The sequence below is a fragment of the Aureispira sp. CCB-E genome (assembly GCF_031326345.1).
GTDB lineage: Bacteria > Bacteroidota > Bacteroidia > Chitinophagales > Saprospiraceae > Aureispira.
Genome location: NZ_CP133671.1, coordinates 5,374,062 through 5,392,574, shown reverse-complemented (window position 1 = coordinate 5,392,574; position 18,513 = coordinate 5,374,062). Strand labels below are relative to the sequence as shown.

General features: G+C 37.0%; 10 protein-coding genes. 3 read left to right on the top strand and 7 right to left on the bottom strand.

Annotated elements, in window-relative coordinates:
• Positions 1-186 precede the first annotated feature (186 nt).
• Entirely contained in the window at positions 187-1,368 is a 1,182-nt protein-coding gene (locus QP953_RS21100; RefSeq protein ID WP_309552880.1) for a hypothetical protein, read from the bottom strand.
• 39 nt (positions 1,369-1,407) lie between these two features.
• Positions 1,408-2,643: a 5-methylcytosine restriction system specificity protein McrC gene (locus QP953_RS21095; protein WP_309552879.1), complete on the bottom strand. Its 1,236-nt coding sequence runs from the start codon at positions 2,641-2,643 to the stop codon at positions 1,408-1,410.
• 123 nt (positions 2,644-2,766) lie between these two features.
• On the opposite strand from QP953_RS21095, the gene QP953_RS21090 reads away from it, so the two are divergent.
• On the top strand, positions 2,767-5,112 hold the full coding sequence (locus QP953_RS21090; RefSeq protein WP_309552878.1) for a TonB-dependent receptor domain-containing protein: 2,346 nt from the start codon (positions 2,767-2,769) through the stop codon (positions 5,110-5,112).
• A 23-nt stretch (positions 5,113-5,135) separates the two neighbouring features.
• Here QP953_RS21090 and QP953_RS21085 read toward each other — a convergent pair whose 3' ends face one another.
• The 5 genes from QP953_RS21085 to QP953_RS21065 all read right to left on the bottom strand — a co-directional run bounded on the left by QP953_RS21085 (position 5,136) and on the right by QP953_RS21065 (position 15,971).
• Positions 5,136-5,675, bottom strand: coding sequence for an N-acetyltransferase (locus QP953_RS21085; RefSeq protein ID WP_309552877.1), 540 nt, complete (start codon positions 5,673-5,675; stop codon positions 5,136-5,138).
• Positions 5,676-5,704: 29 nt separating this feature from the next.
• Complete coding sequence (locus QP953_RS21080; RefSeq protein WP_309552876.1) at positions 5,705-7,078, bottom strand: erythromycin esterase family protein; 1,374 nt, start codon at positions 7,076-7,078, stop codon at positions 5,705-5,707.
• A gap of 268 nt (positions 7,079-7,346) precedes the next feature.
• Positions 7,347-9,563 carry an AAA family ATPase gene (locus QP953_RS21075; RefSeq protein ID WP_309552875.1) on the bottom strand — a complete coding sequence of 739 codons (2,217 nt, stop codon included), beginning with the start codon at positions 9,561-9,563 and terminating at the stop codon, positions 7,347-7,349.
• Positions 9,564-9,853: 290 nt separating this feature from the next.
• Positions 9,854-13,474: a T9SS type A sorting domain-containing protein gene (locus QP953_RS21070; protein WP_309552874.1), complete on the bottom strand. Its 3,621-nt coding sequence runs from the start codon at positions 13,472-13,474 to the stop codon at positions 9,854-9,856.
• Positions 13,475-14,117: 643 nt separating this feature from the next.
• Positions 14,118-15,971 carry an FtsX-like permease family protein gene (locus QP953_RS21065; RefSeq protein WP_309552873.1) on the bottom strand — a complete coding sequence of 618 codons (1,854 nt, stop codon included), beginning with the start codon at positions 15,969-15,971 and terminating at the stop codon, positions 14,118-14,120.
• 309 nt (positions 15,972-16,280) lie between these two features.
• Here QP953_RS21065 and QP953_RS21060 point away from each other — a divergent pair, with 309 nt between their 5' ends.
• Both QP953_RS21060 and metK read left to right on the top strand, forming a co-directional pair.
• The gene (locus QP953_RS21060) at positions 16,281-16,949 is read left to right on the top strand and encodes a hypothetical protein (RefSeq protein WP_052599798.1); all 669 of its coding nucleotides are present in this window, start codon (positions 16,281-16,283) and stop codon (positions 16,947-16,949) included.
• Between the two features lie 283 nt (positions 16,950-17,232).
• Positions 17,233-18,480, top strand: coding sequence for a methionine adenosyltransferase (metK, locus tag QP953_RS21055; RefSeq protein WP_309552872.1), 1,248 nt, complete (start codon positions 17,233-17,235; stop codon positions 18,478-18,480).
• Positions 18,481-18,513 lie beyond the last annotated feature (33 nt).

The following is an 18,513-nucleotide window of genomic DNA, read 5'->3' as shown; positions in this document are numbered from 1 at the left end:
AAAATTTTAACGAAAAACACAATGAATCTATAACTTGTTGATTATTAAGTTAATAAAGTTTTTTAACGACCACGTAGTAGCAGCGAAGCTAACTATTGATAGCTACTTATCAAAGATAGAAGTTTGTTATGGTTAAGAAATGGGCGTTCTGGTTGATGCAGAATGCCTTTTCTTTTTTTAGAATCATCAATCTTCTTGAAGTAGCTCTTGGCAAGAGACAACTAATTGTCGATCTTCATCTTTCCAGCGTTCAGGATAGTAAAATTCTGCATAGCCTTGGTAGGAGTGAGAGCATTGGCAAAATTCTTTGGCTACAGCTCTATAAACTCGCTCAGAAGCAAAAGGTGGGATGTTCAAATCCTCGACACCCCAGTCGTCTAAAGATAGGATAGATTGAGTGTCTGATTGGTACAGCAATTTCTCGTGTAATTTGGGAGGAACGCAATTTGCCCGACCATTATCATCAAGAATTAAATCACATTCCATTGAGGTGCCAGAGTACATGCCTAGTGCTAGGCAGTGGGGGATGAGTTGAAAGAAATCAAAAAATGGAAGTACTCCAAATAAAATAATAATTCCTAAGTTGGGACGCATAGGGAGTGATTCTGAGGAGGGAAGGTCGTCGTTTTCTTTTTTCCAAAACAAGGTAAAAAGCAATGCAATCATGGCAACATTCCAAGGATAAACAACGCTGTTCCATTCGTCACTTATAAGCAAAATCAAGATTCCTAGATGTAATCCTGTTCCAAGTAACACTCCGATTTTTTGAGTTTTGGGAATTAATAAAGTTATTCCAAGTAAAATTTCAAACAAGCCAACTCCATAGCCTAAGTTAGGGTACTCTGCTAGCCATTTTGTAGCTTCAAAGACTTTGACAAGCCAAGGATAGACATCTGTGATAAATTGAATGTTTAATTTTTGAGCACCTGTCCAAAAATAAACCATTGCCATCGTAAATTGTAAGCTAAGACGCAATTGTTGAGGTTGTTTTTTCCGCCAATTCCAACCAACAATACTCAACAAAGTAGTATAAATATAGACCCAAGCTTGAAAGCGATTGATATCCTCCAGAATTAACAAGAATAGACTAATGATACCTATCCAAAGTGCCTGTTCTCTCCATTTTGGAGAACAACTAGCCCAACTAAAACACCCCAAAAATAAACCACTGAGCAGGGGCGTCAGTGTTGCACCAAAACTAAAACTAAGAAAAGGGAGTAGCGGAATTGTTGGATAAGAACGATCATAGGGAAACCATAGATTTGTTGACAGGAGCATTTGAGCAAAAAATGCCAGTGTAATAATGCGAATGGTCCAAATACTTATTGGTGTGTGTGTGGTTGTTTCAGAAGGCAAAACAGTGGTCATAAGCAGTCTTAAAAATAATTTATCTATTTAAAGAGTTTCCTAGTCGAGGTCTAAATGTTGGATAATATCTTGAGCAATATTGGTGTTTAAGGTACCTTTTTTATTCAAAACATTAACAAAAATAACCTTACAATAATGCTCAACGGCTTTGCCTTGTACTAAAATGGGTTGCGCATAAGCGGCACTGCGTTGAGACAAATCAAAAACATTGGGGTAAATCAATAAGCTTTTGCTAGCTTTGAAATTGTGATTATAGGCATACATTTGTCGCAAATCTTCGTCAGAAGGAGAGGGGCGTTTTAAAATCTTCCATTTGGTATCCAAAATATAATTATTGCCCTCGTGACTCAACCAAATATCTGGGCGAAGGTTTCGATTTGCCCAAAAACGCTTGGAAGCCTGCGCCTTGACTTGCCAACTGTTGTCTAGTGTTTTCTTTAGTTGTTGTTGGATGTATTGTTCGAATAGTTGATTCATATCAAATAAAATCGCCAAAACAGGGCAATTACCCAATCTTATATCAGGACTGTATTGTAAGGTGATCATTCGAGCTAAATCCAAAGCAGCGTGGTATTTTCTGAATTTGGGAGCAGCGTATAATTGGTTGTATAGAGTTTCTGTGACAACAATTTCTTGTTGCTTGGGAAACGCCTTGATAAGATACTGGATTTTCTTTTTTAAGTTATGGTCAATCCAGAATTGTGCGATAATGTTTAACGCTTTATACAGTACTTGATGGATGGGATGTTGGTAATCATAAGTTTGATGACTGATGTAAATTTGATGTGGTTGTGTGAGGTTTTTTTGCAATTGTTTGGCAAAGTTAACTTGTCCTTTCCAGTGGTGGGCATTTTGGCTCTGTTTGCGATAATTTTTTTGCAAACCTTGTGATAATAATTGTTCTATTTCCTGAACAAAAAGCTCAATATAAAGCCAAAGCAATGGACTTGTTTTTAGCTGCAAAGGGGCTTTGGTCAAAGCATCAACTTTGAGAAATTCGCAAGCATGCAGCAAATCTAATAGCACCTTCTGCCAATTTTGGGGACTGTGGCTATGTTGATCTGTTTTGGGTAAAATTTCAATGGTTAATTCTCCAACTTGCAACACTCCAACATATTGGCGAAAGCGAACACCTTTGTGTAGCAGACTAAAGTATTTTTGATCGTGTTGCTCATTAAAATAAGCCAATGCATCAAACTGCTGTACGGTCAATTGTTGTTGATCAACTCGCAATACTTGGTGTTCAAATACTTGTATGTAGTTACTGGTTTTCATCACAAATGGTGTCTTTATGCGACCAAGATAACAAGTAATTTAATGGTATCAAAGATTTATTTTTAAACGCAACTTTGTTGCATTATTTTTGCAACACTGTTGCAAATGGATTATCTTTGTATTATGAAATTAATAACTACCATATTCCTCCTATTTTTTTGCTTTGGTTTGGTTGCTGCTCAAAATAGTCGCATACATGGACAGGTTACAACAGAGGACAATCAAATACTTGCTAATGTTTTTGTTGAGTTGATGGAGTTGTCATTAACAACATTAACAGATGCCCAAGGCTATTATGAATTTGAGGTAAAAGAAGGTGCATATACATTACAATATAGCTATGTGGGGTTTGAAAGCATTCAAGAAAAAATACTAGTAGAAAAAGGGGCTTCTGTGTTGGTAAATATTGAGTTTGCAGCAACTAATTACAAAGATGTTGCTATTGTGGTCAACGAAGAAGCTGCGTTGAGTATAGACCAAAAGACTAGTCTTGATGGGCAGTTTTTTGAAGAGAATGCACAGGGAACTTTTGCGAAATCATTAGAAAAAGTAACTGGAGTAAATGCTATCAATGTTGGAGTGGGAATCGCCAAACCTGTTATTCGTGGATTGTCATTTAATCGAATTGTTGTCAACAATAATGGTATCAAACAAGAAGGACAACAATGGGGCGCTGACCATGGGCTAGAAATTGATCAATTTGGAGTAGATCGAATTGAGATTATTAAGGGGGCAGCTTCTTTGCGCTATGGTTCAGATGCATTAGGGGGCGCTGTGAATATTTTGCCCAATAAGATTATTCCCAAAAATAGAATTAAAGCCAGTTTATTGGGAATTTATAAAACCAATAACCAGCATGCTGGAATGTCTGCTAGTGTAGCAGGGCGAATATCTGATTTTTTCTTTGATGCTCGTTTTAGTTATCAGGACTTTGGAGATTATAGAGTTCCTGCGGAAGTTTTTGTATACAATGAGTTTGTTTTACCAATATATAATCAACAGCTCAAAAATACAGCTGGCAAAGAGCGAAATATAAGAGCTAGTTTGGGGCTGATAAAAAATTGGGGCGTAAGCAGGTTGACTTTTAGTCATTATTATTTGAATGCAGGTATTTTTTCAGGAGCCGTAGGAATTCCTAGATCCTATGCTTTGGATATAGATGGCAACGACCGAGATATTGATGTGCCAAGTCAACAAGTGAATCATTTTAGTTTGGTTTGGAACAATGATTTGACTATCAAACAACATCGTTTGCAATTGAATATCGGTTATCAGAATAATTTACGACAAGAATACTCCTTCCCGCATTATCATCAATTGCCCCCAACAGATAATTCTGATGTCGCCTTGCAGTTGAACCTGCAAACGGTTAGTGGTGATTTGATCTTTACTCAAAATGTCAATGAGAAATGGAAACATGTGTATGGAGGAAGCTTTCAATATCAAATCAATCAACGGGCAGGTTTTGAGTTTTTATTGCCCAACTTTCAGACCGTCCGTACTGGGGGATATTGGTTTGGTACATTCAAACCGAATAAACGATGGGTACTTAGTGCGGGACTTCGACTAGATTATGCTTATAATTATAATGACAAGTATGCACAAGCAGTCTACGGTGAACGCCAAACCATACAATACCTACCCAAGGTAGCGATGAATCAGCAACATTTTTTTAACTATGCGGCAGCTTTGGGAATGAATTATGTCTTACGGAAAGATGTTTGGAATTTTCAAGTAAATTTGGGGAAAAGTTATCGAGTGCCTTACCCTTCTGAAACCGCAGCGAATGGGATTCATCACGGTACGTTTCGACATGAAATGGGAACGCCTGACTTAAAGCCAGAACATGGTTACCAATTAGAATTATCTAGTCATATAAAGTGGAAGACAGTCCAAGCAACTATAACGGGATTTGGAAATTATTTTCAGCAGTATATTTATTTGAGTCCAACAGGAAAGTTTTCAACACTGCCAGAAGCAGGGCAATTGTATCAATACGTGCAAACAGATGCGATTTATACCGGAGGTGAATTAGATTGGTCTTGGCAACCTGTACCTGAGTTAACCCTTAGGCAAGGGTATGAATATGTTTGGAATGTTAATTTACAAACTCAATTAGGATTGCCTTTTACGCCGCCAGCTAGCATTTTGTCAGAAGTGCGATACGAGTGGAAAAAACTGGGATTTTTAGAAAATATTTATGCTCAAATTACGCATCGTTATTCTTTTGCTCAAAATCGGACGGATCGAAACGAGCCTGAAACACCAGCTTATCATCTGTTAGATGCAGGGCTAGGGTTTAAAATTCGCATTCGGAAGCAGGTGATACAAATTGGTGTGCAAGCTCAAAACTTGTTGAACACAGCTTATTTGAACCACCTTAGTCGCTATCGCATTCTAGAAATTCCAGAACAAGGTAGAAATTTTGTTGTGACCTTAAAGGTGCCTTTGGAGTTTGCTTTGAAATAAAGTTAAACTAAGTAAGGAGTATGCTACTCCAAAAACTCTTTGGGATACTCAACCATACCAAATACATTCGAAAGACTTCCTTTTTCTAGCTCAATTGCCATCACATTTTCTTTGGGAACATCAAAAGGATATGTTATAGAAAAGGTGTGTAATGCTTGATAGCCAAATTTAGGATAGTACTCCGCATGACCTAGTAAAATAATTGATTTAAACCCTAATTCTTGAGCAATAATATGTGCTTTTCTAATGAGTTGCCCCCCAATGCCTTTTTGTTGGAACTCGGGCAAAACAGCTACGGGAGCTAACGCTAATGATTCCACACTAGACGTCTGGTTTTTGATGCTCAATTTGGAAACTAAAATATACCCTACAATCGCCCCATCTACTTCAGCAACCAAAGAAAGTTCTGGAACGAAAGCTTCTGACTTTCTTAATCGTTCTACCAAAAATTGTTCTTTGTGATCGCTGTATTCAATATTGGCAAATGCTTGTTCTATTAGTTCAAATACAGCTGCATGATCTAGTGGGGTCTCTTGTCGAATGTTTATTGTGAATGTGGACATGATGCAATTATTATTTTTTGAACGATTACTTATTCCACAGGCTTGGCTGGATGAACCTCGTGTAGATAAAAGCAGGCATCCCACTCAGAGGGTCTGATTGTTATCTCATAATCATTTTCTTTTATTATTGTATTGGCATTGAACCAACTATAGGTAGAAGATGGCACCTCTTTGAAATTGAGGTAATAGTTCTTTGTTGCAATTGCTTTCATCACGTGCTCCATACTTTCTATAGGTGGTGCGGGGATAGTATCCACAAAACGTTTGTCGGGGACTTGCCATTTGTTCCAGAAAAGTCCTTTCCCATAAACCATACCTATGACATACAAACTATCCTTGAGTTGCTGTTGCAGCAGTTGTCCCATTGGTGTAAAATTGCCATACATTTCGCCTTGGTACTGAGAGGCTGTTTTAGTATGAACAACGTGATTGACAACAATAATTTTAGCCTCTTTTTTATATGATAATGCCCATTGAATATTCTTAGCCATGGCAATTTCTCGACCATTTAACCCCGCATATTTTGAATGGCTATTGACGGTATCAGTGGCATCTTGGTAATTTCGATAATAATTTTCAGCCATTCGCATCGAGCGAATACACTGCAAAATCCATTGATAATCTTTGAGACTGCTTCTGCTAATATAGGTCGCTTTGTTAGATTGGAATGAGTCAATTAAATCTTCCAAAATAACCATCAAGTTATTTTTCTGTTTGTCCGTTAATTTAATCATATAATGATAAGCTGCCCATTTAGTCATCACTTTGAAGTAAGGAGCCATGTCTCGCCTAAGTTGTTTGGAAAGAGGAGCATCTACTGAATCTATATAAGAGAAGATTTGCTCAAATGGAAATCGCCAATTATTATAAAAACCGCCAATATCTGCTCCGATGTAATCCACTTGGTTGGCATGTTGTTGATTATACGTGCGAAGTGATTCGATGGTTTTTCGACCTGTTTTCCATTGGGTGTACATGCTTCCGACACTTCGTTCCCATAAATTAGAGATGGAGTCTTTGCCATGGATATAATCGTTCATATATTTGGATTCAGGCAAGCCACTTTCTGTAATGACTGTATTAAACCCTTTGTGTTCTATTAAGTAGGGGATGAGTTGTTGTTGCAAGCGTAACATTTCTTCACAATTGTGAAATCCCTCGCTGAGTAGAACAACTTTAGCGTTGGCAATATCCGCTGCAATTTTTTCGAGCAAACTATCAGAAAGCAACTTTGCTTCGTTCTCAAAAGAGATCAAGTTTTTTTGACCCCATTCTATGAATAATTCTTTGCCGCTAAGGACATTTTTTAAATCTGTTTGTTGAGGAGAGGACTGTGTATTGGTGCATCCTGTAAGTATTGAAAATAGGAGGGGGAAAATAAAAACTACTTTTAACAAATGCATTAATGGTTTTAAATTTTTTGTGATAGATATTATAGATTGCCACAGAGCAAAAAAAACACCAAGCGGGAATGGCTTGATGTTCCTTTGGTGATTTGGTGGGAATTGTTAAATCTTAATATCCTCGGGTTGTTGATAGATAGATAGTGATAGTATTATTGAATAAATGACCCTTTAAATTTAATAATTAAATCACCTTTTTGAAGAGTATATTTATTTAACTACTGCAAGTTAAATATATATAACGACATGACCAAGAAAGTACAACAAATTATTGATAAATATTTTGATAAGCATCTTTGGGTAATGGGAAGTCTTTTATGCTGTACATTGGTTTGTCCCAAGCACGGTCTAAGCCCTCGTAATCAAAATTAGCAAAACGATTGTATTCTATTTTTTTTAGATCCAAAAAATCTTTGCCGAGTACCAAGCCAATTTTACCAAAATCACCATAAAAGTATTCTAACAAAAGAGGAATAATTTGTGTTTTAAAAATTTCTTGCAACTCATTGAGACTACTGATATTCATGAAATAAGAATGCCCAATTAAGTGATGATCGTCTAGCAAAATACCAATGCGTTCATTTATCTTTTGGTGCATCAGTCGAAGGTTTACGCCTTCAATATTTTCACTCAATAAGATAGAATCAGGCAACATTTCTATAAAAGAAAATCGGCGCCGCAAGGCCATATCCAACTGCTCAATACTTCGATCGGTTGTATTCATTGTAGCAATCAAATATAAATTAGGGGGCAATGAAAAAAGCGTTTTGGAGTAGGGAAGTTGTACTTTTAAGGCATTGAGCATTTGAAGGCGTTTGTCTTCTTCCAATAAGGTAATCAATTCCCCAAAAATATTGGCAACGTTTCCTCGGTTTAGCTCATCTATAATTAGTACAAAGGTTTTGTCTGGATCTTGTAACGCATGGTGGCAAAGGTTTTTAAGAATACCATTTTGTAGATTGTAATGGACTTGATTGTCAACAACAACAGGCTTGATACCCTCGACAAAGTCCTCATACGACATCGCTTGATGAAAAGTAGTAAAAACAACTTGCCCATTACTTACGTAAGCATCAAAGCGTTTTTGAATGGTGTTGGCATCCATCTGTTGCACCAGTGTCCACGACTTATTTTCGACAATCGCAATGGCTCTGCGAATACTTTCAAACGTTTTTCCCGTACCTGGTGGACCATAGAGGATTTGATTGAGAGGAAATTTAGTATTAGCCGCTATTTTATAACCATTACTTGGCTCTGTAACTTGTTGGTGCGTGATTTCATCATAATAAATATCCTCATCGGTGTATTTCCACAAATTTTGTATGCTAGGAGCATACAACAATAGTTTGATTAGATAGGTATAATTACTGAAGCTTGTTGCCGATAAATCAAACTTGTTAAAATAGCTGACCAGTTGCAAGGTAAATAAATCGGCTTGATAAGTACTATCTAATAAGTGGTTGGCAATTTGGCGTTGATTTTTAGTCGACAGAATAGGCGTATGCTCCTCTGGATGAATTAAGTAGAGTAAGGCGTCTTTGATATTTGTAGTGCGAATCGCATCTAAGTCATTGCCAGCCTGTTTGTATTGTGTTAATTGTTGAATCCACAAGTTTTGTCGAATACCAGTATAGGCAACACAGCGTTTGTCTGAATAATCATTCCACTCTTGTTTGGCCGCTGCTTTTTCATCTATATAAGCAATTAGTTTTCCTATTAATAAAGCAAAATCAGCATAAGGCTTTTTATTTTGAACAGATTGAACAAAGCTGTCGTAACGTCCTTCAAATAGTTGATAGTCTTCTAAAAATTGTTGGTAAATACTGGGCGATAATTCAATATCTTGGAATGCTTTTAAAACTTCTTGAGCTTTCTGAAACCAAAAAACATTAGCTTGTTGGACCTTTATAATATCCAAATCTTCTTTTAGCAACTGTTGAATGGCCTTGGGAAGAATGGTCAAGTACTTATCCTTATTGTCTACATCTTTAAGTAGCTCATTGTAAACAAACATATTCATAGCAGCTCGATAAATCCATAGATTATTAGACTTTTGATGCGTTGTTTTTTTGCGAGGTTGCTGCGCCAAAAGCTGAAGTGCTTGTAACCAAATTGCAATAATTACTTGATTGGTCAAAACAGGTTTGGATAACTGAAAACGAGCCATTCCCGTACGCATTTTATCAATTTTCTGTTTGCTAGCTTGAAAATTTTGGCTATTGGGTAAAGAGTCTTGATCTTTGGCTAGACAAAGCAGTTCTATGTAGTGTTTTCTATCTCTTACTTTGTGAATAAGAATAGGGCAGTTGTTGAGTTGTACATAAAGCGCAGTATTGTCACTGTGAATAGAACACAATAAATTAGAGGCATCTTCCTTGATCTGAAGCTGTTCAAAGGCAAATCGTAGCAATTTTAAAAAATGCCCAACTAGTTGGGTGTTAGGGAACTGCCTGAAGTATTGTATGAGTTGTGTTTTTGAATGCACGATTTGTTAGTGTGTTTATAATGACCCGTGATTTGCTAAACAGTGTCCTTTTTATGAAATGGTAAACTTGATATTGCTATAACAAAAAACAACATACAACAATTTTAGAAAGCTTGCAAAATTGTCTTGGAATAAAGTCGGGGAAGCTATCATTCTATGGAAAATAAGCATGGATTAGAGACAAAAAAAGACAGCTTGCCATCGTGTAGCAAGCTGCCGTAAGAGTTTAACAATAGTTGGTGTTTTAACAAGCACATAGTAGCTATGTCGCTAACTATTGTGACAAGACATTACTCTTTTATTACCTTTAATATGGCTGTAGAAGCATCCATCTTAATAGAAACCAAATACAAACCAGAAGGGTATCCCTCCAAAGATAAATCTAAGTATTGTTGTTGTGTTACCTTTAAAGTGTGCAATATTTGCCCATGAACACTTGTAATTTGAATGGTTGCTTCCGTTGGAATGTGCCCCAAATCTAAAGATACATTTCCTGTTGTTGGATTAGGATAAACAGAAATATTGGCTTTATTTTGAATGTTAGAAACAGCAACGCCACAAGAAGAGAAGGCGGTTACATTGATGTAGTCAACGCTAGTCTTGCTATCAAAGGCAAACCCAAATTGATCTCTATATTCTAAGGTAACGGTTTTTAGACCAGGGGTAGCATAAGTAACCGAATGAGGACCATTACCAGTTGCTGTTGCAGGAGATGCTCCTGCTCCAAAGTCCCAAAATGGACTCAAGCCAAAACCTAAATTGGAACTACTGTGATTGGTGAACACAACAGGATCGCCTTCACAAGGATTGGTTACATCGGCAGCGAAAGCAACATCAGGACAACCAAAGCCATTGCTTAAATCAATGTTTTTATTAGAAGCTGTACCCGCACCACAATAGTTCGTAGGAACTACGGTAAGTTGAAAATCAACATGGGTACTGTTGAGAGTAATGGTATTGGTACCTTGACCTTGACTAATTGTTGCAGCACCAGCAGGGCTAATGGTCCATACGTAATAAGTGGCACCATTTACATTGTTAATAGAATACGTTTCACTTTCTCCAAAACACAAGTTACTATATCCTGATATCGTACCAGCCGCAGCAGGTACAGCAACACTAGTTAGGTTGATCGCATTTGATGTATTGATGCAGCCATCGTTGATTTCAAGGGTATAATTACCAGAGCTGCTAGCAGTCCATGTCGTGTCTCCAATTGTAGCTGCGCCTAGAGAGTTGCCATTTAAAAACCATTCGTACGTAGCTCCTGCAATGTAGTTGGCAGAAATTTCTGTAGAACCTCCGACGCAGAAGCTAGTAGATGCAGCGTTGATTGTTGCAGTCGGCAGCGGTGCTTCTGTAATGGTTAAGGCATTAGACGTTGCGGTACAGCCCAAAGCATTCGTTACTTCAACAGTATAAATACCACTATTGTTAATGCTAATTGTATTGTCTTCTAGCGTTGGAGTAGTAATATTATTACCATCTAATATCCAAGTATAGGTCGCTCCTGGATCTAAGTTAGCGTTTAGTGTTAAGTTAGAACCAGCACAATAACTATTACTAGGGGCTGTAAGATTGATTTGTGGATAAGCAGCGTTGATTGGCGAAAATACGGCTGAAGTATCTAAGCATCCATTTGAACTAGTGATAACCAATTGATAATTACCAACAGTTGTAATGTCTAAAGTAGCTTGCGTTTGTCCCGAAATAGGGCTGTTGTTATTAAGCCAAGTATAACTGCCACCAGCAATAGTATTGGCAGTTAAGGTAATGGTACCCGTTCCCCCACAGAAATTAGCGGCAGAAGTAGCAAAAATAGCTTGCTCTTGAGGGAAGAAAGTAATGCTTTCTGTTGATGATTGCGTAGTACAACCATCAGTATTGGTAACCACGTTATAATAGTCGCCTGCTTGATGAGCTGTATAGGTACTGCTATTAGCTCCAGGTATTAGTGTATTGTTGTAATACCAAGCAATTGTTTCTCCATTGGCACTATTCACCGTTCCTGTAAGAAGGGTATTGGTTCCTTGACAGATTTGATTGGAGTTGGCGCTATTGGTGGCAACGGGTGGAGCAGTGTTGACAAAATTAACAGTTACCTGATCTGTATTAGCACAACCATTATTATCGGTTCCTGTTACAGAATAAGTGGCATTACTAGTAGGAGTAAAAGAAACCCCATCAACAACACCATTGTCCCAAACATAGTTAGCGGCACCAGAGCCTGTTAAGGTTAATGCTTCTCCTTGACAGATAACGGTAGAGGAGGCATTGGCAACTACTGTTGGTAATGGATTGACAACGACTGTTAATTGGCTCGTATTGGTGCACCCATTACTAGCAGTACCTGTAACGCTATAATTATCAGTTGCACTAGGCGAAAAGGCAACGCCGTCAGAAATATTATTGTTCCAACTGTAACTGATGGCACCCGTGCCAGAAAGCGTGACAGAATCTCCTTGGCAGAGTGTAGTTGCTGTCGCATTGATGCTAACCGTAGGGCTTGGATTAACGGTAATATTAATGTCAGCGGTATCTGTACATCCATTGCTGGCTGTTCCGATGACAGTGTAGGTTCCACTGTTGGTGGGAGAAAAGGGAACGCCGTTGTTTATGTTATTATTCCAAGAATAAGTACTTGCCCCATTGGCAGTTAATGTAACCGATTCGCTAGAACAAATTGTCGTAGCACTAGCATTGATGGTAACCGTAGGAGAGGGATTGGTAATTTGCAGATTATAACCAATAATTTGAACATTAGGAGTAGGACAAGCACCATCATTTACTGTAATGGTAAATGGATAATTCCCTGAAGGGATGGAAGCGGTTGGTATAATTAGTTGGATGGTAATAGGGTTGGTGCCTGTTACAGAAGTTGTTGCTCCATTGATTACAGAACTAATGTCGCTCGTGGCTGTAAGAATATCGTTGGCATCTGGATCAGATACGCTAAAGTCAATGACTAAAGGTGCTCCTCCACAAGATGCAATTAAGTTGCCTGTAACGGTTCCAGAACTTGGAGTAATAGCGCCAGAAACAGGAGGTAAACTAGAGCAATTGGCAGAAATAATCATTTGTAAATCTCGAATTAGAGAACCAATTTTAAGCCCATTTCTATACTCATCAATTCTTACTGAAATAACAGCTACTTGACCTAAATTGGCTTGTGGAGTAAAGGTCATTTGCCCATTAGTACTATTAAACTGAAAGGTAGTTCCCGATTGCAAGCGCAATGGAGTAGTAGCACTTAGACCACTCACAAATGAAATGTTTGCTCCATTTGTTGTTTTGGGATTGATTAAAGAAAATACTAAAGAATCGCCATCTTGATCAAAAAAACCGTGGTTAAACTGGCTAATTTGACCTTGACAGCTATAGAGTACAGGTAAATTATTAAATTGTGGAGAGTTATTACAAGGAGCCAAAGCGGTATTGATGACCGTTTCTATATAAATACAAGCATTATTAGCATTTAGATTGGTAATACTTGAGTTTCGGTTGCATTCTGTAAAGCTAATTGTATAGCTATCACAACCTGTTGGTAGTTGAATTTGACCTTGATAGATAAACTCCTGAGTCCCTTGGACGGAACCTCCTGCGCAGGTGGTTTGTGTGCCAGCGCAAACTTGTGAAACTTCTTGTGAACTGACAGAGGAAAGCGTTAGAGATGAACTAACAGATGAACATCCTGAATTGCCAGCTATAGTAACTGATGGACTGCTTGGAGCTGCAACGCCTCCGCAGTCTCTATAAAACCTTAAGGTTATTTCGTAAGTATTGTTGCCAACACAAGTATACGTTAAGTCGGCTCCAACAGCATGAGTTGCTTGGGCAATTTGTCCCATCGTAAGAAGGAACAAACAAAGGAATAATAGTTTTTGAAAGCGTAAACAATAATTTGTTTTCATAGTATTTTAATTAGTTAGCCCAAAGATAAATGCAAGTTCATCTACTGTCAGTTGACAGATAACTTTAGTGGACTGTGGTTTGATAAAAAAGAAGTCTGATAGAGCAAGTGATGTGTTCATCTGTTCGGTTTTAAAAGAGGCGAGGGAATACATCGACTTGTGCTTAACAAGACAACTTATTGAATTTTTAATTGACGTGGAAAGGGATTGCAAATATGAGTCCTCGAAGAGAATAATAGAGGATAAATTAATTTTATATTGTCCTAAAAAAGGGGCTATATGTAGGCTTTTATAAAATTTTATTTTTTTAAATATTTGATATTTAATCGTTTCTGCTTTTTTTAGTCCAACTCACTTTTTTTGCACTAAGGAGATAGAAAAACAAAATTATGATTGATATGGGGACAATGCTTTAACACTGTAGGGAAAAAAGGAGCCTTATTGGGAATAAGGTGTACGCCAATTAGAAAAGTCTGTCTTAGAAGAATTTTCTAGACAGAATAGACCAAAGAATTTTTTAGATTTTGAACACGTCTGCGTATTCTAAAAAATATAAGTGAAATGGATTGTGATAGTTGCATTACTTTGTGGATGTTTTAGTTTTTTGCAAAAAAAATCCACGAAGTACTAATAGTTGTAGACTTTAGCTAAATCGAATGGCTTTTACAGGATCAATTTTAGAAACCAACCAAGATGGAATAATGAGTACTGCCAATGTAATTAACATGGTGCCAATATTTAAAGCTAAAATAGTTAGCCAATTAAATTCAATAGGGACAACCGATACATAGTACAAATCTTCGGGAAGTGTCATGATGCCAAATTGCATTTGCAGTAAACAAAGCCCAATACCAATAAGATTCCCCCAAAATAAACCATAGCCGATGATGTAAGCTGCATTGTAAAGAAAAACTTTTCGGATAGACCAATTAGGAGTTCCCAATGCCTTTAAAATACCAATCATATTGGTTCGTTCTAAAATAAGAATCATTAAAGAGGTTGTCATATTAATAATTGAAACCAAGATCATCAATAATAGGATGATTCGCTCGTTCATATCGGTCAAACTTAGCCAGTCAAAGATATTGGGTTGAATTTCCTTGATGGTATTGGCGTATTGATCTGCGCCCATAAGTACAACGTAATTGGTATAATCGCCGAGTGCATCCAAATCTTTAATGTTGTCTACAAAGATTTCGAATCCAGAAACTTGTGCAGGGAGTACTTGGTTCAAGTTGTTGATAGATTGCCAATTGACAAAAACAGTTTTTTGCACTCTAGCATCTTCGGGACCCTGATAAATACCACTGACTGTATAGTTGAACATGTGCGTGTCACCTCCTGTATCGGTATATTTTAGCTTCAAGGAATCTCCCACATCAATTCCTTTGAGTCGAGCAACTTCATGAGGAATAACAGCTCCCATAAAATTAGGATCTTCAAAGTTCAATTGATTGCCTTTATTCCAGTGCTCTTGGACATACTTCCACCCTAAATCAGTTGGGGCAGTTCCAGCCGTTAAGCCTTTTAGAATAAACTGTTCCTCATCTAAATTTAATTCAACAGGATAACTTCGGAAAGGTCGCCAGTTGTTGAGTTGTTGTAATTTTCGAACATCAACCAATGCAAAGCGGCGGTCGTATTCTTCCAATCCAGTTTTGTAGATGCCCACCACTGTAAACTTTCGCCCAAGGGAATTACCTTCTTGAACAAAATAAATCAAAAACTTATCGCCCAAGTTTAATTTTAGACGATTAGCAGTTGTTTCAGAAATGAGAATGCCATTGCTAGCATCTTCTGACTGGGTGTCTAAAATATCTCCTTCTTTGATGTATTGTTTTAAAAAATCCCAATCATAGTCGGCTCCGACTCCTCGTAAAACAATACCCTCAATTTGGTCTTTTGTTTTGATAATGCCTTCTTTATGAATATACAGTTGGATGTGTCGAATACCACCTTCTGTTTCGTGAATGACATCTTTTTGGACGATTTGATACTCTTGCGTAACCAGCAAGGCTATGCTGGCAAGTGTTAGCAGAAAAGCTACAAATAAACGATAACTTAGGCGGATTCGCTTTTTTAAGAATTGGGGCGCAAAAGAAAAAAGCAATGCCAGTAGCATGAGTGATAACCCAATGTAAAGGTTAGGGTTGTAGCTGTTTAAGCCAATTGAGTTTATAATATCTGTTTCAGGTACTTTGTGCAATACCTTTCTGATTGTATCGACACTAGGGTAGAAATCTTGATTTTGATTAATAGGGCTGCTTTCAAACGAATAGCTAGAAGGAGAGTAACTACTAGTAATGTGAATGTGCCCCCAAAAGCCAAATATTTTTTCACTAATTGTATTTTTAAAACCTGAAACAATAGCTGTTGCCAAAATCATGACAACCATGCTTAAGGCAATAGCAACAACTGCTAGGCGCAAAATTGCTCTAGAAAAAGATTTTTTTGTTGCAGTTCCAACTCGTTTGGCAATTAAAAATTCAAGATTCAAGGCGTATATTGATTTATTTTAAAAGTAACGTTGCACCAAATAATAGCTAGCAGCGTAGCTAACTACTAACCAAAGTGAATTTATTCTTATATTGAACTCAAAACTAAATGCATTGTTGCAAAAGTATCATTTTTTCTGAACGATTGCTTATTTCATATCGCTATTCACATACTTTTATTTAGTAGTTTGCTAATTATTTAGCTCCTTTTGACTGAGCTAGGCAAAGCTTGGTATGTCGTTTTTATTGTTTGAATAAAGAACAAGAAAGCAAGCGAATATGATTCTAGCAACTATTTATTATGATCCAATTTGAAACATCGATTTTACTTAAAAACGGAAAAAGAACAGCAACAAATACAAATAAAAATAGCAATTACAGCAATTTTATTCAATTTGGCTTTATTCTTTTTGTTTTGGACACTTAGTTGTCCCTTATTGTCTTTGTTATTTGTAATGATTACATTGTCCATTATTGCCCCTTTTTTTGACACGCCATCTTTAGTCAAAAAAGGAGTGTTGGTTTATCGTTCCCCTTTGTTTTTGACAGAACGAGAAAAAAATGGAATCATTACTATTCATGGAGGCACTTTGTTCGATTACTATTATGTTTTGGATCGAACATTGACTGGGCAACAAAGAACAAAGTTCATTGTCAAATCTTATTTGGATGGCTTATTAAATTTGATTGAAGAATACGAAAATTTAGGAGAAGGGAATTTAAAAGTTCGAGGAACCAGCTATATTATTAATGAACGAACGGCGAAAAAAATTGGTCTAAAAAAAGTAAAAACAGATACTTTACAAAGCTTAATTTTGGGATATAATTACCCCAATTTGATTTGTTCCTATTCTCTGTCGAAAGCTAAGCTAAGTTTTCCTAATTTGAAAAATATTCAAAGTTTTGAAGGGAATATAGAGACACTGGCTCAGCATAAGGCTTATTTATTGCGTTTGAGGCGTTTAATTCGAATAGCGTAAGCAAAATACTTATTTGATAAATTGCTTAGATAAAGAAAAGCTCTATTTAATAGTTTGTTTTTTATCTTTTTTAATTTTTAGAATAAATGAAATTATATTTTGTGTATTTTGTATTTTTAAAAATTTAACTTGGTTTGATTTTGTTTGCATAGGTTAATATATGCTCGATCTTGAGCTGGTTTTTTTAGCAAAATAGCTTTTTAGAATGCAGTTGTTTTTTAGTGTGTATTATTTAACTATCTTTGCTTGGAATTTAAATACAAGACATTAAAAAATCTTAGTTATGCCATATTTTTTTACGTCCGAATCAGTTTCGGAAGGACACCCAGACAAAGTAGCTGACCAAATTTCAGATGCTATTATTGACGCTTTTTTAGCTCAAGACCCATTATCAAAAGTAGCTTGTGAAACATTTGTCACTACAGGTCAGGTGGTTGTAGGTGGTGAAGTTCGCTCTAAGGCTTATGTTGATGTACAAAAAGTTGTACGCGATACAATCCGTAAAATCGGATATACAAAATCAGAATACCAATTTGACGCAAATTCATGTGGAGTACTTTCTGCTATCCATGAGCAATCTGCAGATATAGCTCAAGGAGTAGATGTTGGAAAATCAGAAGACGAGCAAGGAGCTGGTGACCAAGGAATGATGTTTGGTTATGCAACAGATGAGACCGATAATTATATGCCTTTGGCATTAGATTTATCGCATAGATTATTAAGAGAGTTGGCAAAATTGCGTAGAGAAGGGAAGCAAATTCCTTACTTGCGTCCAGATGCTAAATCTCAAGTAACAATTGAGTATGGTGACGATCACCAACCAATACGTGTTAACACAATTGTATTGTCTACTCAACACGATGATTTTGCAGATGATACAGAGATGTTGGCAAAAATCAAAGAAGACATTATCAATATATTGATTCCTAATGTTGTGGCTCAACTACCTGCACGTGTACAAGCTTTGTTTGACGACAATATTATTTACCATATCAATCCTACTGGTAAGTTCGTTATTGGTGGACCACACGGTGATACTGGTTTGACAGGACGTAAAATTATTGTAGATACTTACGGTGGTAAAGGTGCTCACGGTGGTGGTGCTTTTTCTGGTAAAGATTCTTCAAAAGTAGACCGTTCTGCTGCTTATGCTACTCGTCATATTGCTAAAAATATTGTTGCTGCTGGTTTGGCTAAACAATGTTTGGTACAAGTAGCATATGCAATTGGTGTTGCAGAGCCTGTAGGTTTGTTTGTTGATACTTATGGTACGGCTCAAGTTGATATGAATGATGGAGAAATTGCTGCAAAAATTGCAAAATTATGGGACTTGCGTCCAGCAGCAATCGTTCGCAACTTGGGATTAAGAAATCCTATCTATTCTGAAACAGCTGCGTATGGTCACATGGGACGTACACCAGGTTTGGTTACTGTAAATGGTAAAGAGTACGAAACATTTACTTGGGAAAAATTGGATCGAGTAGACGAAGTAAAAGCTACTTTTGGGTTGTTAGAGAACACCAACGCTTAATAAATAGAAGTTGACAAGGTTGTACCTTGACAA